Source organism: Plesiomonas sp. ISS29, from assembly GCF_056522795.1.
The window spans coordinates 2566444-2586566 of record NZ_JAWRZQ010000001.1 but is presented as its reverse complement, the minus strand read 5'-3'; the positions used below and the strand labels follow the sequence as shown (position 1 = coordinate 2586566).

General features: G+C 42.6%; 18 protein-coding genes, 1 tRNA gene and 3 pseudogenes. 14 read left to right on the top strand and 8 right to left on the bottom strand.

Annotated elements, in window-relative coordinates; translation table 11 throughout:
• Nucleotides 1–34 precede the first annotated feature (34 nt).
• A tRNA-Ser gene (locus AC1HDJ_RS11565) sits at nucleotides 35–122 on the bottom strand.
• Nucleotides 123–441: 319 nt separating this feature from the next.
• Here AC1HDJ_RS11565 and AC1HDJ_RS11560 point away from each other — a divergent pair.
• Together AC1HDJ_RS11560 and tusE are read left to right on the top strand one after the other, a co-directional pair.
• On the top strand, nucleotides 442–1098 hold the full coding sequence (locus AC1HDJ_RS11560; RefSeq protein WP_438622071.1) for a Bax inhibitor-1 family protein: 657 nt from the start codon (nucleotides 442–444) through the stop codon (nucleotides 1096–1098).
• Between the two features lie 145 nt (nucleotides 1099–1243).
• The gene (tusE, locus tag AC1HDJ_RS11555; RefSeq protein WP_479535944.1) at nucleotides 1244–1573 is read left to right on the top strand and encodes a sulfurtransferase TusE; all 330 of its coding nucleotides are present in this window, start codon (nucleotides 1244–1246) and stop codon (nucleotides 1571–1573) included.
• A 68-nt stretch (nucleotides 1574–1641) separates the two neighbouring features.
• Here the strand turns inward: tusE and yccX are convergent, their stop codons facing one another.
• Nucleotides 1642–1914: an acylphosphatase gene (gene yccX / locus AC1HDJ_RS11550; protein ID WP_479535943.1), complete on the bottom strand. Its 273-nt coding sequence runs from the start codon at nucleotides 1912–1914 to the stop codon at nucleotides 1642–1644.
• A gap of 262 nt (nucleotides 1915–2176) precedes the next feature.
• On the opposite strand from yccX, the gene AC1HDJ_RS11545 reads away from it, so the two are divergent.
• Together AC1HDJ_RS11545 and hspQ are read left to right on the top strand one after the other, a co-directional pair.
• Nucleotides 2177–3367 carry a class I SAM-dependent methyltransferase gene (locus AC1HDJ_RS11545; protein ID WP_479540340.1) on the top strand — a complete coding sequence of 397 codons (1191 nt, stop codon included), beginning with the start codon at nucleotides 2177–2179 and terminating at the stop codon, nucleotides 3365–3367.
• Nucleotides 3368–3558: 191 nt separating this feature from the next.
• Nucleotides 3559–3876 (top strand): heat shock protein HspQ, encoded by a 318-nt coding sequence (hspQ, locus tag AC1HDJ_RS11540; RefSeq protein ID WP_479535941.1) that lies wholly within the window; start codon nucleotides 3559–3561, stop codon nucleotides 3874–3876.
• A gap of 71 nt (nucleotides 3877–3947) precedes the next feature.
• On the opposite strand, the gene AC1HDJ_RS11535 is transcribed toward hspQ, so the two are convergent.
• Complete coding sequence (locus tag AC1HDJ_RS11535; protein ID WP_479535940.1) at nucleotides 3948–4385, bottom strand: CoA-binding protein; 438 nt, start codon at nucleotides 4383–4385, stop codon at nucleotides 3948–3950.
• A 201-nt stretch (nucleotides 4386–4586) separates the two neighbouring features.
• Between AC1HDJ_RS11535 and AC1HDJ_RS11530 the strand changes: the two genes are divergently transcribed.
• The 4 genes from AC1HDJ_RS11530 to yccS all read left to right on the top strand — a co-directional run bounded on the left by AC1HDJ_RS11530 (nucleotide 4587) and on the right by yccS (nucleotide 8612).
• Nucleotides 4587–5282, top strand: coding sequence for a DUF2057 family protein (locus AC1HDJ_RS11530; RefSeq protein ID WP_479535939.1), 696 nt, complete (start codon nucleotides 4587–4589; stop codon nucleotides 5280–5282).
• 113 nt (nucleotides 5283–5395) lie between these two features.
• Nucleotides 5396–5854: a methylglyoxal synthase gene (locus tag AC1HDJ_RS11525; RefSeq protein ID WP_479535938.1), complete on the top strand. Its 459-nt coding sequence runs from the start codon at nucleotides 5396–5398 to the stop codon at nucleotides 5852–5854.
• 117 nt (nucleotides 5855–5971) lie between these two features.
• Entirely contained in the window at nucleotides 5972–6427 is a 456-nt protein-coding gene (locus tag AC1HDJ_RS11520; RefSeq protein WP_479537117.1) for a YccF domain-containing protein, read from the top strand.
• A gap of 19 nt (nucleotides 6428–6446) precedes the next feature.
• The gene (gene yccS / locus AC1HDJ_RS11515) at nucleotides 6447–8612 is read left to right on the top strand and encodes a YccS family putative transporter (RefSeq protein ID WP_479535937.1); all 2166 of its coding nucleotides are present in this window, start codon (nucleotides 6447–6449) and stop codon (nucleotides 8610–8612) included.
• A gap of 36 nt (nucleotides 8613–8648) precedes the next feature.
• Here yccS and AC1HDJ_RS11510 read toward each other — a convergent pair whose 3' ends face one another.
• Nucleotides 8649–9905: an FUSC family protein gene (locus AC1HDJ_RS11510; protein WP_479537749.1), complete on the bottom strand. Its 1257-nt coding sequence runs from the start codon at nucleotides 9903–9905 to the stop codon at nucleotides 8649–8651.
• A 29-nt stretch (nucleotides 9906–9934) separates the two neighbouring features.
• On the opposite strand from AC1HDJ_RS11510, the pseudogene AC1HDJ_RS11505 reads away from it, so the two are divergent.
• A pseudogene (locus tag AC1HDJ_RS11505) lies at nucleotides 9935–10132 on the top strand (transposase); the annotation flags it as partial.
• 54 nt (nucleotides 10133–10186) lie between these two features.
• Here the strand turns inward: AC1HDJ_RS11505 and AC1HDJ_RS11500 are convergent.
• The 3 genes and pseudogenes from AC1HDJ_RS11500 to AC1HDJ_RS11490 all read right to left on the bottom strand — a co-directional run.
• Nucleotides 10187–10408, bottom strand: a pseudogene (locus AC1HDJ_RS11500) (transposase); the annotation flags it as partial.
• 174 nt (nucleotides 10409–10582) lie between these two features.
• Complete coding sequence (locus tag AC1HDJ_RS11495; protein ID WP_479535935.1) at nucleotides 10583–12382, bottom strand: hypothetical protein; 1800 nt, start codon at nucleotides 12380–12382, stop codon at nucleotides 10583–10585.
• A 20-nt stretch (nucleotides 12383–12402) separates the two neighbouring features.
• Nucleotides 12403–14979, bottom strand: a complete 2577-nt coding sequence (locus tag AC1HDJ_RS11490; RefSeq protein ID WP_479535934.1) for a hypothetical protein — start codon at nucleotides 14977–14979, stop codon at nucleotides 12403–12405.
• A 351-nt stretch (nucleotides 14980–15330) separates the two neighbouring features.
• On the opposite strand from AC1HDJ_RS11490, the gene AC1HDJ_RS11485 reads away from it, so the two are divergent.
• The 5 genes from AC1HDJ_RS11485 to AC1HDJ_RS11465 all read left to right on the top strand — a co-directional run bounded on the left by AC1HDJ_RS11485 (nucleotide 15331) and on the right by AC1HDJ_RS11465 (nucleotide 19560).
• Nucleotides 15331–15975: a hypothetical protein gene (locus tag AC1HDJ_RS11485; RefSeq protein ID WP_479535933.1), complete on the top strand. Its 645-nt coding sequence runs from the start codon at nucleotides 15331–15333 to the stop codon at nucleotides 15973–15975.
• 415 nt (nucleotides 15976–16390) lie between these two features.
• Nucleotides 16391–17110: a DNA methyltransferase gene (locus tag AC1HDJ_RS11480; protein WP_479535932.1), complete on the top strand. Its 720-nt coding sequence runs from the start codon at nucleotides 16391–16393 to the stop codon at nucleotides 17108–17110.
• Nucleotides 17111–17753: 643 nt separating this feature from the next.
• A complete protein-coding gene (locus AC1HDJ_RS11475; RefSeq protein WP_479535931.1) occupies nucleotides 17754–18278 on the top strand; it encodes a type VI secretion system PAAR protein in 525 nt (174 codons plus the stop codon).
• Nucleotides 18278–19144, top strand: a complete 867-nt coding sequence (locus tag AC1HDJ_RS11470; RefSeq protein ID WP_479535930.1) for a DUF6402 family protein — start codon at nucleotides 18278–18280, stop codon at nucleotides 19142–19144. The genes AC1HDJ_RS11475 and AC1HDJ_RS11470 overlap by 1 nt, the downstream gene beginning before the upstream one ends.
• Nucleotides 19141–19560 carry a DUF6201 family protein gene (locus AC1HDJ_RS11465; RefSeq protein ID WP_479535929.1) on the top strand — a complete coding sequence of 140 codons (420 nt, stop codon included), beginning with the start codon at nucleotides 19141–19143 and terminating at the stop codon, nucleotides 19558–19560. Before AC1HDJ_RS11470 ends, AC1HDJ_RS11465 begins: the two co-directional genes overlap by 4 nt.
• A 253-nt stretch (nucleotides 19561–19813) precedes the next feature.
• Here AC1HDJ_RS11465 and AC1HDJ_RS11460 read toward each other — a convergent pair.
• Nucleotides 19814–19948 (bottom strand): annotated as a pseudogene (locus tag AC1HDJ_RS11460) (IS1 family transposase); the annotation flags it as partial.
• Between the last annotated feature and the right edge of the window lie 175 nt (nucleotides 19949–20123).

Sequence of the window (20123 nt, the reverse complement as noted above, 5' to 3'; positions counted from 1 at the left end):
AAAACGAAGAGATAAGAAAAATGTAGACCCGAAGTGGCGGAGGAGGTGAGATTCGAACTCACGAACGCTTTCGCGTCGCCGGTTTTCAAGACCGGTGCCTTCAACCGCTCGGCCACTCCTCCACTCGGGTGATGCGCACTATAGAGATCTACTTTGCCAATGTAAACCCCCGGCAAAACTGAGTGCGCACATTTTCAACACTCCGCACATTTTATCGGCACTTTTATCCTGTTTTGCGTTCAAAATGTGTAGGGGTGCAGACTTGAACTTCGTCACACAAGCCCATATATAGGAAACACAAGCTACAATAATCCGTTATGATACCGGAACAAAAACAATATTCAGGCCGCTACAGTAGAGATATCTGCGTAATGCGCTTTTTGCTGTGTACATTTTTCACAACATAACGTTATTTTTTGATTGATAAATAAGGATAAGACCATGGAACCTATCGTTATCACACAACGTGAAACGAGTCTGCTGAGCACACATAAGGTGTTGCGAAATACCTATTTCTTGCTCGGCTTAACACTCGCATTCTCTGCGGCTATTGCCACAACCAGTATGCTGATGGGCTGGCCTCGTCCGGGCTTTCTGTTAACGCTGGTGGGTTTTTATGGCCTGCTGTTTATGACTGAACGCTATGCCAACAGTGCCAAAGGGCTGATTGCCGTTTTTGCGCTGACCGGTTTTATGGGTTACACCCTTGGCCCGTTGCTCGGTGCTTTTCTTAAAGCCGGCGCAGGTGATGTCATTCTGACCGCGCTTGGCGGCACGGCTCTGGTCTTTTTTAGCTGTTCAGCCTATGTGCTGACAACCCGTAAAAATATGTCTTTTATGGGCGGCATGCTGACAGCGGGTGCTATTGCACTGTTAATCCTGATGGTAGCGGGTATCTTCTTACAGATGCCGGCAATGAATCTGGCTATCAGCGCACTGTTTGTTCTGTTTTCATCCGGCATGATTTTGTTTGAAACCAGCAATATTATTCATGGCGGGGAAACAAACTATATCCGTGCAACTGTCAGCCTATATGTCTCGTTATATAACCTGTTTATCAGCCTGCTGAGCATTCTGGGTATCATGCGCGACGAATAATCTGCCGTAACGCAGTATATGCGTGATAACGTGATAAGTAATATAATTGGCATTCAGCCGAGTATTACTCAGCGTATTAACATCAAACCCTGCTTTTGCAGGGTTTTTTACTCAATAACACGATCAAGTAAGAAGCAGAAAACCCATGTTGGAATATCAAGGCCATCAGATTGAAACTGATGCGAAAGGTTATCTAAAAAACAGTCAAGACTGGCATGAAGCATTAGCCGAGCTAATAGCAGAAGGTGAAGGCATCACCTTATCGCAAGCGCATTGGGAAGTGGTACGCTTTGTGCGTGAGTTTTATCAAGAGTACAACACCTCGCCGGCCATCCGTATGCTGGTAAAAGCGATGGCGCAAAAATACGGGGAAGAGAAGGGTAACAGCCGCTATTTATACAAACTATTTCCAGAAGGGCCAGCTAAGCAGGCCACCAAAATTGCCGGTTTACCCAAGCCGGTAAAATGTATCTGATTTGGTTGTCCCGTTATCTAATCATGCAATCTGCCGGGAACTGCGTTGATTGAGCGTGAACAGCGCTGTTAACGTACCTCAAATTCCGTTAGCTCACAAAAAGGCACTTCTTCAGCCATCAAACACTCCACATTGGCTGAACGGGGGCCTTCACTGAGCCAGTTAATCAGTGTATTGATTGCTAGCTCATCACCACAGGCTAGAACCTCTACTCGGCCATCACTTAAATTGCGGGCATAGCCTTTCAAACCGAGCCGCTGGGCTTGTTGCTGGGTAAAATAGCGAAACCCTACCCCCTGAACATGGCCTGCGATACAGATTTTCATACTGATCTTACTCATATATGATCCCCCCTAGAGGATGATAGGCTGTCATGGCTGCAGAGCATGATAAAGCTGCTGTCAGAACTAAATCTATAATAGGTAATACAGTAATTATTGTTCATATTTTAACCTTATCCATCCCAAAGTATATTAAATTAATATGAGCATCAGGCCATAAATTATCGGGATAACGGCAGATAGCTGGTCAGGTTGATTGCATTTATGCAGTGGCTCACCGAAAATAGCGGCCTATTTTGATCAGCTCTTGAGCGCATAAACTATGTCTGCACGTGTAATTCTGGCAAAAGGCCGCGAAAAATCGCTGCTACGTCGTCATCCTTGGATCTTTTCAGGCGCTATTGAGCGTGTGGAAGGAAAACCACTTTCTGGTGAAACCGTCGATGTGCGTGATAAGGGCGGCCACTTTCTGGCGCGTGCCGCATGGTCAGCCGATTCACAAATTCGTGCTCGTGTGTGGACATTTGACAGCAACGAAGAGATCGATCAGGCATTTTTTGTTCGCAAACTTAAGCAAGCGCAAGCATGGCGCAATGTAGTTGCTGCGCGTGATGATCTAACCGGTTATCGCTTGATCGCCGCCGAATCAGATGGCTTGCCGGGGATCACTATCGATCGCTACGATAACTATCTGGTACTGCAACTGCTCTCTGCGGGTGCCGATTTTCATCGTCTGACGTTAATCAATGCGCTGCGTGAATGCTTCCCAGAGTGCAACATCTATGAGCGCTCTGATGTTGCGGTACGCAAAAAAGAGGGGCTGGCTGAAACCACCGGCGTACTGTTTGGAGAAGAGCCGCCCAAGCATCTGCCTATTCGTGAAAATGGTGTGCAGATTATGGTGGATATTAAAGGCGGCCATAAAACCGGTTTTTATCTTGATCAGCGTGAAAGCCGTTTATCTGCCAGCCGCTATGTGGCTGGAAAGCGAGTATTAAACTGTTTTTGTTATACCGGTGCATTTGGTTTGTTTGCACTAAAAGGCGGTTGTGACAGCGTCGTTAACGTTGATATCTCGCAGCCGGCGCTTGATATTGCCCGTCAAAACGCAGAGCTTAACGGTTTTGATATGAGCAAAGCTGAGTTTGTACGCGCTGATGTGTTCAAATTACTGCGTGAATACCGTGATAAAGGTGAGAAATTTGACGTCATTATCATGGACCCGCCGAAATTTGTTGAAAACAAAAGTCAGCTGGCCGGTGGTTGCCGTGGTTACAAAGACATCAATATGTTGGCAATGCAGTTGTTGAATCCTGAGGGAATGCTGCTGAGTTACTCCTGTTCAGGTCTGATGGAGTCAGGTCTGTTCCAGAAAATTCTGGCCGATGCTGCGCTCGATGCTAAACGTGAAGTGCAATTTGTAGATTACTTCTCACAGGCAGCCGATCATCCGGTGATCAGTACCTATCCAGAAGGCTTATATCTGAAAGGGTTTGCTTGCCGCGTAGTTTAAAATGCCGCACATTAAAGTGTATTGACTCCGATAAATCTTCACTCAGCAGGGTGCAAAAGTACCCTGTTGCAGCGGTTTCGCGCTGCCTTCAATGGTTGGAAAAAAGCATAATATTTGTTCGTTATGCTTGATATTTTGCAGTAATCCCCCCAGATTGAAAGAGAGAGCTGCAGATTATCGAGGAGGGCATCATGATTGCCGTAAAATTTAAACCCGGACAGCAAGTTCGCCATAGAATGCTGGGCTTTCTTGGGGTTATTCTTGATGTCGATGCGAATTATTCACTGCAAGAGCCAACACCGGCAGAGATGGGGCTCGATGAAGCCTTGTGCAGTGCGCCTTGGTATCATGTGCTGATGCAAAATGAGGTTGGTGAGCAGGTGCATACCTATATTGCCGAAGTTCAGTTGGATCAGGAAACTCTGCCCTTGCATCCGGATCAACCGGATATGGATGATATTGCCGAGGCAATTCAAGAGCAGCTAGCACTGCCACGTACGCTGCATTAAGTCTATATACCGCGCATGCTTTTTTGTGGCTACGAGTGTAAATACGGTACTCGTAGCCTGCAAATTCTGAGTTAGTCAGTAGGTGATTCAAGACAAGGTTTTGCCAAATCAAGGCGCGGTAACTCAATTTTTGGGCAACGATCCATCACCACCTGCAACCCCGCAGCAGCAGCCAGTGTGGCTGCTTCTTCATTGATGATCCCCAGTTGCAGCCATAAGGTTTTTGCGTTAATCGCTATTGCTTCTTGTGCAATGGCATAAGCGGCATCGGCACTACGGAAAACATCAACCATATCAACTGGTTCACTGATTTCACTCAAACTTGCTTGCACGGTTTGGTCCAAAATCGTATTTCCAGCTAGGCCAGGATTGACCGGAATGACCCGATAACCTTGCTGCAAAAGATAGTTCATGACCCGATAGCTTGGCCGTTCAGGTTTATCGCTTGCACCGACCAGTGCAATGGTGCGGGTTGTTTGTAATATCTGTCTGATACTCTGATCGTTCATCGCAAACTCCTGTTATTAATGGGGGAACTGAGTTGATCTGTATCACAGCGTTATATCTGTCTCAGGAAGTGATTGCAAAGTGTTGTATGATTCGGCATCTTTTTATTCAGTTTTTGATAAGAAATGGCATCAGTGGATGCCCTGAGAATTGTCGCTATTGCCGTTGACAGTACGACACCCAGTCAATAATAGGAGATTCACATGAAATTGCGCCATCTTTACGCTGGGATGCTGGCGTTATCCTGTTCAGCGCCCTTGCTGGCTGCCAGCCTGAGTGTATCGAATGACATTGAACTACTGATGGTCGACGGTAATAAAGTGTCGAGTAGCCTATTGAAGTCGACAAATTATGTCGAACTGCCAAATAGCACCAGTCAGATACTGTTTCGTGTGGAAAAAATTGTCCGCTCAGGCTCTGATCAGACGCTGTTTACTTCATCACCTATTATTGTCTCTTTTGATACAACCGCTGATCAAAAAGTATCGATAGCCTTACCGCGTTTAGATACTGACAGTGAAGGGAAGCGCTTTAATCAGGCATTGAACTTTCGTTTAGTGGATCAGGCTGGAAAAAATATCCCGTATAAATCGGATGTGCTGAGTGTTGATGGTTTGATGTCATCGCGCAATATGCAAGACGCTCTGGCAACATACAACCATTCGAGTGCTGCAGCGGCTCTGGCAGATTTAGCGCCAGCGATGGCAGCGACATTAACGGTACCTGTTACCGCGGGGGCAGCGCCTGCGGCATCGCCAACACAAGCGGTGAGCCAGCAAACGGTAACGTTAAAAGGTGAGAACGTATCAGAGCAGATGTTGCAGTATTGGTTTCAGCAGGCAGATACTAAAACACAGCAACGTTTTATGCGCTGGGCGCAGAGTAATGCACGTAAGTAAGCGTTATCCGCTGTTGCTTTTTAATCTTTAGAGGTGTGAACGCGAATAGGTGCTGTTTTGGTTGTATAAACGCACCTGTTCGTAAAAAACACCATCCGAAAAAGGAATCTGTTATGCATACCACTACCCGAATTATGCCTGCGCGCAAGCAAGTAGCACTGGTTGCTCATGATCACTGCAAAGAGGCGTTATTACGCTGGGTAAACGAAAATATAGAGAAACTGCGTGGGCACGATCTGTATGCTACCGGTACAACTGGGGCGATGATCTCGCGTGCTACCGGATTATCGATCAACAGCTTGCTCAGCGGCCCGATGGGTGGCGATCAGCAACTTGGCGCGTATATTTCAGAAGGCAAAATTGATGTACTGTTTTTCTTTTGGGATCCGCTGAATGCCGTACCGCATGATCCGGATGTGAAAGCGTTGCTGCGTATTTCAGCTGTCTGGAATATTCCGATTGCAACTAACCGTGCTAGTGCCAATTTCTTGGTCAAGTCAGCGCTGTTTTCTGAAGAAGTTAGCATTGAGATCCCCGATTACCCGCGCTATCTGCGTGAGCGTTTAGGCTGATTTTTATCCGCTACACACAACTTGCTAGCAGTTCAGAGATAAGATCCTGCCGTTTTACACAAAAAAACGTTAAAATCAGTATAGCTATGGCCTTTTACCTTGAGGAACGCCCTGATGATGGCGACTGTACTGAATATTTTTAACTTTGTGATGGGTGGGTTTATCACCACGTTGGGCTGGCTGCTGGCAACACTCTTAAGCATTATTTGTATTATTACCTTACCGCTAACCCGCTCTTGTTGGGAAATCACCAAAATGTCGTTAGTGCCTTACGGTAACGATGTGGTGAAGGTCGATGATTTGGAAAACCGCAGTAATGGCCTTCTGGCTGCCGGTGGTTTTATCCTGAATATTATCTGGTTTGTGATGGCCGGCTGGTGGTTGTGTATTGTGCATATCATGGTAGGTATCGCACAGTGCATCACTATTATTGGTATTCCTGTCGGGATCGCACATTTCAAATTGGCAGTTGTTGCACTCTGGCCGGTAGGCCGCCGTGTTGTTCCGAATGAAATTGCTCGCCAGATCCGTGCTGAAAAAGCCAATATCACGTTAGATCGTTATCGCCGTTAAATCAGTCAGGAATGTTGTAGTGCCGTTTGTAGGTTCATTATCCCGATTGCGTCATCTGTTCAATAACAGCCGAGTTTTATACTGCACGCAAATTTTTGTAGCGCTAAGCGGTGCGGCACTTTTCCCGTGGCTGATGGGAGATGTGCTCTCAACCATTCCGGTAACGCTTGGGGTAGTGGCTGCAGCACTGACTGATTTGGATGATAGGTTAACCGGCAGGTTGCGTAACATACTGATTACGTTGATCTGTTTTTTGGTGGCCTCGGTCTCTATTGAATTACTGTTTCCGTATCCATGGCTGTTTGCTCTGGGGTTATTGCTCTCTTCATTTAGTTTCATCATGTTAGGCGCGATTGGCCAGCGTTATGCCACCATTGCATTTGGTGCTCTGCTGATTGCCATTTACACCATGCTGGGCGTTTCACTGTTCGATAATTGGTATCAGCAACCGGCTATGTTACTGGCCGGAGCGCTCTGGTATAGCGTAATTTCGCTGCTCGGTTATGTACTACGCCCGGTACGCCCGGTGCAGGAGAATATGGCGGCTTGTTACGAGCAACTGGCCCGTTATTTGGATGCAAAAAGTGCATTTTTTGACCCTGATGAGGTAGATCGCTACGATGAGCTGCAAATCAGTGTTGCACTGAGCAACAGTGCGCTGGTCAGTACACTGAATAAAACCAAATTATCACTGTTTGCCCGTTTGAAAGGTGATCGCGGCCAGCGCAGTACGCGCCGATTATTGCGCTATTACTTTGTAGCGCAAGATATTCATGAACGTGCCAGCTCTACGCACAATCAATACCATGCCTTAGCGCAGCGCTTTCGCCACTCTGATGTGCTGTTTCGTTTCCAGCGTCTGCTGATGTTACAAGCAAAAGCCTGTCGCCAGTTGGCACAGGCGATCATTGAAGGGAATGAGTATCACCATGATTTTCGCTTTGAACGGGCATTTTCGCTGTTGAATAGCGCATTAGAGCGGCATCAGCCAGAAAAAAAGGAAGACAAGCGGTTACTGGCATCACTGAGTTTTGTTCTGCGTAATTTGCAGGCTATTGACTGGCAATTATCCCATATCAATTCCGATAAAATGATCAGTTTACCGCAGGATAATACGCTGGCCGATGATGGTTTACATAGCTTTTCTGATATATGGCGGCGTATCCGCGATCAGCTAACACCGGGTTCTGCGTTATTTCGGCATGCGGTGAGAATGTCATTAGTCTTGTGTGCCGGATATGCGCTGATCATGGCATTCAATATGGAACGCGGTTACTGGATTTTGCTTACCAGTTTGTTTGTCTGCCAGCCGAACTACAGTGCCACACAGTTACGGTTACGCCAGCGGGTTCTAGGTACGTTAGCCGGTATTATCGGCGGTTTGCCACTGCTCTATATTATCCCTTCGTTAGAGGGGCAATTACTGCTGATTGTGCTGTTAGGTGTACTGTTTTTTGCTTTTCGTACCGTACAATACGGCTATGCTACCGCATTTATTACCATGCTAGTTCTGTTCTGTTTCAATCTGATGGGAGCAGGGTTTGATGTGGCGATTCCCAGAGTTACTGATACATTAATCGGTTGCGCTATTGCATGGCTGGCTGTGACCTATATCTGGCCTGATTGGCGTTACCGCCGTTTACCGCGTGTGATACAAAACGCCATTGACAGTAACGCGCACTATTTAACCGAAATTATTGCCCAGTATCAGCAGGGAAAAGATGACAGTTTACGCTATCGGGTTGCGCGCCGAGCCGCGCATAATGCCGATGCCGAGCTAGCATCAGTTATCTCGAATATGACCACTGAGCCGCTGAAATCACGTCTGATTTTAGATGAGAGCTTTCGGGTTCTGTGTTTAAATCACGCCATGCTGGGATATATCTCGGCATTGGGTGCGCACCGCAGCAAACTTCCGGAAAATGCCGATGCCCGTGCATTGCTTAAAAATGTGACTCAGCATATTTTGTCGCAATTACACATTATGTCGGCTCAGTTGCAAGAGTCATCCGCTTGTGTTGAAGTAAATAATACCCATCTCTTTGCGCAATCATTATTAGAGCAAGATTTGCAGGATAACGATGCCCGGTTTGTCTTACAGCAGTTAGGGCTGATTAACCGAATGCTTGATGAGCTTAATTCACTGACTCAAAAAATAACCTGCCGTTATCGGGAAAGTAAATAATATCTAATCTCTATCTTGCCCTTGAGAAGCCGGTATTTAGAGTCGACTTTTTTTGAGATAGAGATTAAAAAGTATAAGTGTAGGCAGATAGATCAGAAAACCGGTAAGTACACCTAAAAACCGATAAATACCGTAGTGATCATTCATAAATGATGCGGAGTTATGTACACATACCATTAATAAACCGACTGAAAACTGAGTGCCGATATACGATGATTCGGCACTGCTATCTTGTACTATTTTTCCTATTGCTGTGCCAATTAACGTTAGTATCATTAATAACAAATAGGAAGCAAAATAGACACTGATGATATTAAAGATAATACCTACTGATGCGCCTAATAAACAACCAATGGCACGATAATGCAGTTTGGTTATGGTTGCGGCTGGAAGGTTTGCTGATGTCACCGTACGTGGCTGGTTAGATACCGCTAAAATAGTCACCGCAGCTTGTATAAACATAGCACTGTGGGTGAATAGTGTGGTAATTGGCGTCAGGCTAATTGATAGCCCAGCAAGTAATGAGAACGGAATATAGTTGTCTTTTTGAATATTAGATTCTTGATTTTTTTCGGTTTGAATACTCACCGATTTATTTATTTGTGATGCACTCGCCATGGTTGCGGGAGGTATTTTATTACGTTTAAAAATCCAACATATAAGACCACTGATAAGAATGGTAGATATTGAGCCGAGTGTGACATCACTGGCGCGCATTATACCGATTTGAGTGATATTTTGTGCCGGATAGATAAAAGCATAGCCTACAATCAGCGTGAAGGTTAAACCAAAGAATAATATGGCATAATTATATTCATTCGAAGCTGTGTTAGTACAATATGCCGTAATACAGTTTACAATAAAAAACAGGCTGCAAACGGTGATTAATGATAACTCATGCTGAAAAAAGAGTGCAAATAGCGTTCCGCATACTCCGCCAAGCAGAGTGCCGAGTATCCGCAATACACCACGCTTAAAGGTCTGGATAAACAGAGGCCGCATAACAACATAAGCACTAAATGCCGCCCACGTTGCGTATTCAAACTTCAATATATGGGCAAAATAAATGGCAAGTGCCACAGCTAAAACTGATGCTACCACATCAATGGCAGAGATTTTTTTGAGCTCAAAATGAAGCGTCAGTTGTTTAATTTTTTGTGTGATGTTACAAAATGTATTATTCATGTTGGCAATTAAATTGAAATTAGTGCGAGTAAGCATCTCTTTATGTAGCATTACATAGTTAGATTTTCCCTGCAATAAAATGAGTGCTTCAGTATGTATATAAAGCATAGAGTATATAACTCTATAGCGATCTACAATGTTCTTGGCAAAGAGGCTCCAATGAAAATACCAATAGACTTATTTGTCATTATTTCCTAAAGAAAACAGATTTATCAGTTCATACGCAAAAACAGCTCAATGCTGCCGCACGTCAATTGAACGAACGTCCTAGGAAAACATTTAAGTTTAAAACGCCATCAGACATGATGGCGTTGGGTATTGCGATGAACACTTGAATCTACAGTAGCCTTTTTTAAGGTTCCTTTCTCGAGATTAATCCGTTCAATTTAGTGTTTAAGTGCTCTGATTTCAATCTGCTAAGGTGTCATTGGAGAGACTTTAGGTGTAAGACCTTAGCGCTCGATTTGAAGTTGTGTTACTCGCTTACTGACCGTCGATTTACTCACGATCATGCTTTTGTTGCCGCGTCTTGTGTATAACCATGATCAACGACTAATTGAGCAGTTTCGAGCTTAATTGCAGCTATATCGTGCACGTTTACTTTTATTCATGTTGCCACCTAAATGGATTATGAGTGAGGCCATAACATTTCTTATTAGTTGGCCAAATTCACTATGCTACTACAGCCACTACAATTACATTTTGACTGTGTGTGATTAGATAAGATTCTATTGTTAATTAAAATAATAAGGAGCCAGCAAGGCTCCTTTAATTATGTGTTAGCCTTAGTTATGTAGTACCAGCGTATCCCCTATATTAATACTTTTGCTGATTAATTTATTTATGATGGCTGTTAACTGCTTAATGTCGCCTTCAGTTGACCCAATAGAACCAATTTGTGGCTTGCTATTGGCTACTAGATTACTGATGCTACTAGATGAGACAGCTCTGTATAGAGAAATATATGGTGTTGATTCACCAGAGTAAATTATTGTGACGGAGTCCGGTACAGTAAGTTTCGGCTTCCCGCCTACTATGTTATACATTCTAGTTTCTAACCCATACTTTCTAGCACACTCAGGAATGTGACGTTCATTCACATTTTTTCTATTGGAGTATTTGGCATCTAAAATATGGCACTCAACGCCTCTATCACCACTGACTCTGATTTGAAAATCTGGCCGCCACGTCCTCGTTTTTACTTTATGCTTCATATCATAGAGCTTACCTAATACTGGGTTAGATAAGTCCTCTAAGCTGCCTGTTTGTATATCATATAGTAGCTTAACTATTAATCCTGATGGATGTTTAAAGGTATAAACATTGCACGGTTCATTTAGCGGTCGTAAAATTTCCACACCATCTATATCAAGATACTTTGCTGCATTTAAACTGAAGTTTAGATCTGATAAAGATTGGTGAATGTTTATCAGGGCAACAAACTCATACAATTTGCTAATATTTCTAATCCCATAAAGCTCACTTGTTCCTCGCCAAGATGGTTCTCCAATTTTGTAATATTCATCCATGAATTTATAGAGTGCCATATAATGAGATTTACTCAATACTTGCTGAGTTGGGGTTGGCAGTAAATTCTTGCTTTTATCTAGAACACATTTGAAGTCACGTTGTAGTCGGCTTAGAGCTAGCCTTACACTTGCATACGAAACATCTAACTTTTCTTGCTGAAAAGATATAAATATTCCTGAGTCACGAAGCACCTGATCAAGGGATATATAATCAATGCCATTAACGGATAAGACTCCGCTGTTACTTTTCTCAGTAGATAATTCTGATTTAAGCAGAATGATAAACTGATAAAATGATTTTAGAAAGTATAAAATAACTTGATTTTCAAATACATTTAGATTTTGCTTTATCTCATTAGTAATTATGTGCTGTATCGCATAATGTTGGCCGCGAATAAGCACGTCACCAGATTGAGCATCCGTACGGGTCAAGCTATCAGGGTGCATTGATAAATATGCAATGGTCCTGTCATCAACAGGCATTGATCGCGAGAAAGGTCGGATAACTGATTTACTGCTATTTTTTACACAGGGGTCATGATGAAAACGACCCCACTCATTGTTCAAATATTCAACAGCCCTTAGCCCTGCAATTAGCTTCTCAGATAAATTATTTGATGAGCATTGTGCTTCACTTCCACCCTTTGTAACTGAAAAACATGTTGAGCTTATGTCTTCCTTACTAATGATATAGCGTAGAAAGTTAAGTGCTCTTTCATAGCTTATTTTACTAGCGTAAACGTTAATAGGGCGGGATATGGCAATTATCTCAGTGTTGGCATTGCTATCATTCACTATTTCTGCATGTGTGATTCCAACAAAATTTCTAAAAGCTTGGCTTGGAATGCTTTCATACACATGATAGCCATCCTGATTATAGTGCTTCTCAAAACGTAAGGAGTAGTCTCCTAGCAGTAATGTTGGTTGTAATAGTTCATCTGATACTATTTTATATGATACGGTTTCATACTCATGAACCGAGATGATAGATTCATCTTGATCCATTAAGCTAATAACCCTTGAGTCACTAAGAAGTGAAAAATCAAGAATGCTCATAATACAACTTCCCCCATCTATTAATAATGGAAGAAGTTATAAGTTTCTAAATTTTGTTCTCCTCGTACCAAAATATCAGATAGCTTAGCAAAGGAAAGCTCTAAATCTAAGTTTTCTAGTGACTCATTTAATGACTCGAGTCGCAGTTTAGCCCCAGCTCCACTTCCTTGAACAGATGGAAGGACATAGTATAAAACAGCAAAATCTATAGCTTTTGTTAATGCAGGAATATCGCTGAGTTGCGCTGTAACTTTAAGTACAGAAGTTAAAACATAAACATAGTCCACTAAAGTTGCTAATTTACGTCGACTCAAAATGATAGGAGGGCCTTTTTTAACGTCTCTATCTGCTAGCATATCAACAACAGCTTGTAGTTGTTGAGGAAGAGATGTGTTGTCAATGCTCAGCTGCTTCCTAAGGTAGGCGTTCTTTCCAAATAAATCAGAAAATGTCTTGAATGACAACTTAGAATAAGATTCGATATCATCAATATAGTCAACGCTATCATCTACGAAACTATCAAATGGAATAACAGGGGCTCGGTCAATTAGGCGAGGAGATAGAGCTTCTGTGGTCAAGTCATGGTTTATCGTTGCTACTATGCGCAAAGATTCAGGTATGCGAATTTCTTCTTTTGATAGTCTTAATGTCTTATCAGCTTCATCATCGCTGATATTTATGAGGAATGCACCGTAGTGCTCAATTGCGGAAAGATTAGCTTCATCTAATAGCATCAAGCTTAGTGGCGCTGAGTGTGCGGTATCATTATTTACGCCTTTTAGAAATTGATATACACCGGATGGTGCTGGAGAGAAAGAGTTAGAAAGGCTATTAAAAAAGCCAATAAACTCACGTTCAGAGACCCAACTTCTACCGACAGCTACTTCGATAAATCGCTCATCCATTTTCAAAATACGTTTGAGTAGGCGCACAAATGATGTCTTGCCTAGGCCTGGAGCTCCGGTGAAAATACTTATTAGTGATTGAGCCTGAGCAACTAGCACGGACGAAATAAATTCATTAGAATATGAGCGGCTATACTCTTTTGACATCTGGCCTGCAATGTAATTAACAAGCTTTGAAACCTCGGCTTGAGCTTGACTCATTTCTTTAAAATCGATATTTTTAAGCTCTGGCGTATTAAATGGTTGAACTTTTAAATCGGAGTTTATTGGCGCTTGGATAATTGTTGATACGAAAGGAACTAATTTTCTTAGCTCTGTTTGTAACTCCATTTCATTAGAACGTAGTGTTTGTTGAACTTTATGTATGGATTGTTCTAGTTGATCTTTCCGACGAACAAGATAGTCCATACTTGATTCATGCTGCTTAATGGCTTCTTCAAAATTAGCATATTGCTGTAATTCACTGCATTGAGCGTTCAGCTTATTCAATTCAGCTTTGCGTTCCTGAATTTCGCTATCAAGGCTTTGACGTCGTTCTTGAATTTTCTCATCAAGCTGGACATTATTTAACTCTTCTTGAAGCAATGCTTCATATTCATTTTGTTTGTTTACAAGTAACTGGTCTTGTTCTGCTACTTTAGATTTTGCATCTTGCAGCCTTTGTTCTGCCTCTTTAATCTTTAAATCAATCTTTGAATGTTTTTCGGCTGCAATTTTATCCCAACTGGCAATATAGTTTTCTTTATTGAGTTCTACATAGCTCTCAATTAATTTTTTTCCGCTCTCATCGTTATTTACTATATCAATAATTAATTTTTGCCACTCGGAATCTTCAGCTGCAGATTCGCAAATTTTTAGTATTGTGTCTTTGCCTTCCTGTGTCAACGGGTGCTTTCTGTCCTGTAGCTCCATGCGAATAGCTGTTAATGCTGGTTTTGTTATTTTTCGTCTGTCAGCTAAGTTTCTCAGAAAACCAACAATATCGTTTTTCATCATATATTGGCAAACTGAATATGGTGCATCTTTTATCTTTGATGTGTCGAGTAAATATTCATCTCCATGAATAGACACTAGGTGAGGCTTGATGGCATTGTATTCAACTTTTGAAATGTAGTTTTGCTTTGTATTCAGAGGGTCCGCGCCAATATTAAGCAGCAAGTTACCTTCATAAGGTCCAGTAAACTCCATATACGTTTCAATTTTAGAACGGCAAGCTGTAGAAAGCTCGAATTTGAAAGGGCCATAAGCAAAACCGTCATCTACTATGTAGAAGCTACGAGTCGATGGTATGACAGGAAGCACTAGGTCAGTTGTATCGAGAGGTGATGGTAGCTTCATGTGAAGCATGCCTAATATTCCAAGTGCATTAAATTCTTTTATGTTATTTTTAAATGTTACGTAACGAGTGACATCATTTTTTTCTTCATATAGATTATTAGGAACTGCTTCAATGCGTATTAATCTGCGGTGGTAGCGTGCTTTGGCATCTTGGAATCCATCAATGATGAAGACTTCTTCAGCTTCGTCAAAAAAAATACGTTCATTTATTTTTTTTATTTCTCCGTCATCAAACTCTTCAAATAGAACATTAATAAACCCTTTGCTTATTTTTGATGACGCATCATCGCCATATGTTGGTTTTGGTCTATCTAAATAACCGATGACAATACGACTTTCAGTGTTGCTACTCATTTTATATCCCTTGATGTTTTGAAAGATTTTTACTTAAAAATATATTTTCTTTAAGCGCAAATTTAAATTGTGTTACAATTAGTGTCGGCAATATTAAGCAGATAGTTTGGTTATCATAATCTTATACTATGGTGTCGTCAGCTATGATGACCACCTGTTGTGTGATATCTATCCAAATTTGATGTTTAACAGCACGTATGGCTTAAAAATGAAGTTGTATGCAACAGCGTGCATTTATTGCTTGTTTGCAACAACAAACCGCATGATTAGTTAGGAATCCTTCTCTTTGTGAAATTAATTAATGGTAATGTTTCATAATATTGTGCAAGTTATCGATATGAAGGAGGGCGTTTGGGTTTAGTACTTAATGTTGACCAGCAACCAGTTGCGGCAGCAATTACCATAGCCACAGAGGGCGTAACCACCAGCTATGGCGAATTCACTTCTGGCAGTGATGGAACTGTAGACAGAAAGATCTGCAAGATGCTGGATAAAGGAAAGGTGCTCGCTGCAGTTGATAAGCTACCTTCCCATTTATCCAGTTGGTTACTGGTTGTCTATGCTGCACTGGGTTATGTTTCCGATGGACGAGCACAAGAGTTATATGATGTCGTTCTGAGTGAGTTCGTCGGTCGCTATGGTGATGCCGATTTTAAACTTTCCGAAGATCGCTGGGATGCGTTTATCCGACTCATCCCTCTGATCTGCAATGACGTAGCTAGACATGGCACTGACGTTGATGCCCAGTATCGACCGGCAGAATACATTGCCGTACTCGCAGCTGATACCGGTTTAGAGGCATCGGTTTTACGTAAAGGTTGGCGCCGTGATTGGGCCCATGCAATTGAATTTGTAAAAAGCATTCTCGACGGTTGGGGCGCGCTAGCAAAACAGAAATTTCGACAAGAACTAACAACCTTCCATATGGCTAGATTTTGTTTTGCGGCATATTTAATATGCAAACCGTATAGTGGTGAATTGCATCCTATAACCTGATAACCCGCCTCGAGCAGGTTTTTTTGTGCCTTTTTTCGGAAGAGCTTGCTGTGTTAGCGCGACAGAGTTACTTGTGTGTCACGGCAATTTTATGGAGAAAAAACATGCAAAATTAGGTGGATATGACAATTCCCGCACAGAACGTTTACCGCTTTCTTCCTAGTGATAACTGGGTGGGGCCTGTCGATATGGAACGAGCCACGGGCCTCACATAGGCACTGTGTCAGTTGATATTGACGCAATTGGTGTTGGCCGGTTTGGCTGAGGATGTGAGCGGGAACGATATGTACTTTAGGCTCTCGCTATACATGTTCTGTGATTCCCGCTTAGCGGCGGACACTGAGATATGGGTCGACAGCGACTCAAAGTCTTAAACCATATTGTGTGGACTAAACCGTCCGGTCCTTGGCGACGTATGCGTAAAGAGGATCTGCGTTCTTTCTTTCCCGCTACTGAGCGCATTATCTTTGCCGAACACTATGGGGCAGAGGGCTATGTTAAAGGACAGTCCGGATATGCGGTGAAGTGTAAGGCATTACGGCAAGAGGTCTTCAAACCTCTGATTAGCTATTTCAGTGACGCACGCAAAGCACTGGGGATTAGCGCGGCAGAGATTAACAAGGCGACAGGTACCCAAATGTGTTCGCACTGGTTTGCCGCTAGTCAGTGGCAGCAGCCAAGCGAAACCCAATATAAGCAACTACAAGATCTATTCAGCCACAAGGCCGCAGAGCTGGGCAGAGGAAATGTACTGCAAGAAAGTTATGGCGAACTTGCGAGACACTATTCTGCACTGAGTGATGAATATAGTGGCTTGGTGGCACAGTATGCCGATTTGAAACGGCAGTACGAAAGCTTCCGCCGCCCGTTCTCCGTGACAGCAGAAGTGCCGCACACCGATGTATGGACATTCCTACCAATACAGGCATATCCTGGCAAACATCTTTGTGAAAAACCGAGTGCCTTAATGGAGCACATCATAGCCACCAGCTATCGCCTAGGAGATGTGGTTGCGGATTTCTTTATGGGCTCCGGCTCTACGATAAAAGCAGCATTAAAGCTGGGACGTAAAGCCATTGATGTTGAGTTAGAGGAGGGGATCTATCTGAAGGTAAAGGAACAATTGCAGATATGAAATCCGAACCATATTCATGTTTCTGACCTGCCTATCTTAATTCTCCAAAAAAGACTGGAGTTTACATCTCATAACTAGAGCTTTGCGGTGTGATGGATGTCTATATTTCCTAACCTGATTAAGTAAAACGCAATGTAGCTCCACGATTTCTTCCTCCAGGATTCCGTAGTATTGCCGTCCTCCAACCTCTCCCGGCTTGAAGGCCTTTTTTGTTTTTAGCACTCAACATTTCTGCCTTGAATACTTGTCGGTAAACGCTGGGTGGCTCATTGGTATGAGTCATTCCAGTCACTTTAACCACTCTGAGCAATAACTTGCTCAAAACTCAGTTTATTTATCCTTTTGAGCAATAACTGCAACATATTTTATCTGTTTTAAGCAGGATCTTGCTCGGTTGCACTCAGCATAATAGATAGTTTAATTAACGCATTGTTTATAAATGAGTTTTTATGTGGCGTAAGTTTTGCTTAAGGTGCTCGCAATGCTATGAATTTAGGCATGTCGCGAGAGTAGTTATAGCCATTATAGCTACAGCGAAGATCGCGCAGAAAAAGTAAAGGGCACTTGAGAGTGGCAGTCAATTTTTATAGGGAAAATCGTGCGATTCATAATGGCCGTAAATTGGAGCTAGTGAGGAAGAACAATGTCTAAAAAAGCTGCCACGATAGGAGATATTGGTACCGACCATGACGGATTCCCTCCAACGCCGATAATCGAAGGTTCGCAAGATATCATCATCGACGGTAAGCCCGCAGCCAGGGTGGGTGATGCGCTAGAGCCACATGCTAAACCCGGCAGTCCGCCCCATGATCGCGCAATAACTACGGGTTCAACGACCGTTTTTTTTAACGGTAAGCCAGCGGCATTAACGGGGAGTAAAGTGGGGTGTGGCGGAGTCATTATCGGCAGTAGTTCGGTGATTATTGGTGACATGGAACCATCGGTGGCCACTCCATTAAATCTTGCTAGCTTGTTTGATGAGCACTTTTGCATAATGGATTGTGAGACCGACGCTCCATTTGAACATTTGGCTTATGGCATGACTTCTTCAAAGGGATTAGTTGAAGGGATGGTTGATGCAAATGGTAAAACATCAAAAGTAAAAGGTGAGACTGAAGATAACCTGACACTTGATTATGTTTTTCAAACAAAAATAGGACTTAGATAATGACTGTTGCTAGTACAAAGTTATCGCCAAGTGTTAATACAAAAGGTCAGGATGTTAAGGTAGACATTTTCCACCTAGATCAAATTCCTGATGCAATGGATAAAATGAGCTGGAAGGTTGCACCTCAGCTAATGAGACACTGGTTTAGCATTACTCCTGCATTTAAATTTACGCAGGACATAAAAGATAAGTTTATTGCTGGTGATGCAAGGCTGATACCAGAAGATCGAGTTAACGATACGATAATTAAAATGACGTGGGCACTGCCATACATCAAAGGTAAGCTGCAAGAGAAAATGAAAACATGGAATTCAACTGCGGGAATAAAACTGTTACGTCAAAGGTTGATGCGTGCTGGTTATTCTCCAAACATGTGCATTCCTCTTGGAATGAGTGATAGTGCTAGAGTGCTGGATGCAACCGCGCAAGTGAATACGATCGGGGTTGGCGGGTTATTGGATACAATTGATGATTGGTATGGAGCTATCGGTAATGCAAGCTTGAAATTTGCAGTAAGGGGTTATTCTGGCGCTCATCATGGACGGCCAGCCTTTTTTGTAGATAGGGTTGGTGTATACCTCAAAGACACATACGATTTTGTTGATGGGGGAAAATACATATCTGAGCCTCTTGGTGTATGGAGTAAGAATGGAGTGCTAACTAAAGCTAGGAGTGCAGCATACCTTGCTTCGTATGGCTCTGCTTTATTTGGGATATTAGCGCGTGAATGGAGTGGATTTGTGCCGATCTATAATAGTGATTTTCGTGACTGGCAAGATAAACATAATGCGGGAGGCGATTTTCTTGTATTCTCAGACGTCCTCTGGTTAAGTCCACTTCCTAATCAACGGATAATTTACTTGTGAAAATTTTATCTGCAATTATATTTTTGCTGTGTGCAACATATTGGATTACGCTTGCTCATGTTTCTTTAAATTTTTTAGACTCTCCTCCTGAAATAGTTAGGGTTTCAGAGGATGGAAAATATAGAGTTTCCATAAAGGATATGTATCCAGTTAACCCTATAGGTTGGTACTGTTTTTTAACTACAGAATCACCCATATATTTCTCCTTGTATGATGCCGAAAATAATTACATAGGACAATCATCACCGTTTGCATGTTATGGCCACTGGACTGCGGGCTATTTGCTATTTCCTAATGAAGCGAAAGAGTATGGAGATGACGGATTTGTTGTTCTCGATGATAGTAATAATGGCGAGCTTAATATCGGAATTAAGCATAAACGATGGTGGAGTTTACTGTTTGGTGTATTTCACTGAGTGCATCCATTAGCTGACTAATGACTACGTTACGTAGGCCTTCAAGTCCAAGGACTAAAATCAGCCGATTGATTAAACGTACGATGGTGTTAGTGAATCAGATAAGTCGAAGTTGAAGAGTAAAATCACTGATATGGCTAAGTCTGTCTTCAGTCATAGCTATTCAGAAAAATCGGTGGTGACTCAAACTTAGTGGTAATGGTTGATTGTCAGATACCAACCGATGACCTTATCGTGCATTTCTTCAGATTTGGAATTGAAAACTGAGTTGGAAGGTTTTCAGGCAGAGCTTGCGGCGATATAGCTGAGTGCCTGAAGTGGGATGACCATTAAGGATGACTCCCTGAGTTTTGGAGCAACGGGGGCAAAGTACATCAATCTTTGCCATGGCGTATCCAAAAAATGAACAATACTATGATACTAATTTGGAGTCACTACCCAATTATCGGTGCATTCATCGATCGTGAGTATCTCCGGCAATGATCAAATCTGCAGATTGAATACGCGACCAAAGATAGCATTGTATCGTTTTTTGAAAGTAACATCATAGTACTATCATATAT

Coding starts and splice junctions, on each gene's coding strand:
- AC1HDJ_RS11560 (WP_438622071.1), top strand. CDS start 442: ATGGAACCTATCGTTATCACACAACGTGAAACGAGTCTGCTGAGCACA.
- tusE (WP_479535944.1), top strand. CDS start 1,244: ATGTTGGAATATCAAGGCCATCAGATTGAAACTGATGCGAAAGGTTAT.
- yccX (WP_479535943.1), bottom strand. CDS start 1,914: ATGAGTAAGATCAGTATGAAAATCTGTATCGCAGGCCATGTTCAGGGG.
- AC1HDJ_RS11545 (WP_479540340.1), top strand. CDS start 2,177: ATGTCTGCACGTGTAATTCTGGCAAAAGGCCGCGAAAAATCGCTGCTA.
- hspQ (WP_479535941.1), top strand. CDS start 3,559: ATGATTGCCGTAAAATTTAAACCCGGACAGCAAGTTCGCCATAGAATG.
- AC1HDJ_RS11535 (WP_479535940.1), bottom strand. CDS start 4,385: ATGAACGATCAGAGTATCAGACAGATATTACAAACAACCCGCACCATT.
- AC1HDJ_RS11530 (WP_479535939.1), top strand. CDS start 4,587: ATGAAATTGCGCCATCTTTACGCTGGGATGCTGGCGTTATCCTGTTCA.
- AC1HDJ_RS11525 (WP_479535938.1), top strand. CDS start 5,396: ATGCATACCACTACCCGAATTATGCCTGCGCGCAAGCAAGTAGCACTG.
- AC1HDJ_RS11520 (WP_479537117.1), top strand. CDS start 5,972: ATGGCGACTGTACTGAATATTTTTAACTTTGTGATGGGTGGGTTTATC.
- AC1HDJ_RS11510 (WP_479537749.1), bottom strand. CDS start 9,905: ATGCTTTATATACATACTGAAGCACTCATTTTATTGCAGGGAAAATCT.
- AC1HDJ_RS11495 (WP_479535935.1), bottom strand. CDS start 12,382: ATGAGCATTCTTGATTTTTCACTTCTTAGTGACTCAAGGGTTATTAGC.
- AC1HDJ_RS11490 (WP_479535934.1), bottom strand. CDS start 14,979: ATGAGTAGCAACACTGAAAGTCGTATTGTCATCGGTTATTTAGATAGA.
- AC1HDJ_RS11480 (WP_479535932.1), top strand. CDS start 16,391: ATGCGTAAAGAGGATCTGCGTTCTTTCTTTCCCGCTACTGAGCGCATT.
- AC1HDJ_RS11475 (WP_479535931.1), top strand. CDS start 17,754: ATGTCTAAAAAAGCTGCCACGATAGGAGATATTGGTACCGACCATGAC.
- AC1HDJ_RS11470 (WP_479535930.1), top strand. CDS start 18,278: ATGACTGTTGCTAGTACAAAGTTATCGCCAAGTGTTAATACAAAAGGT.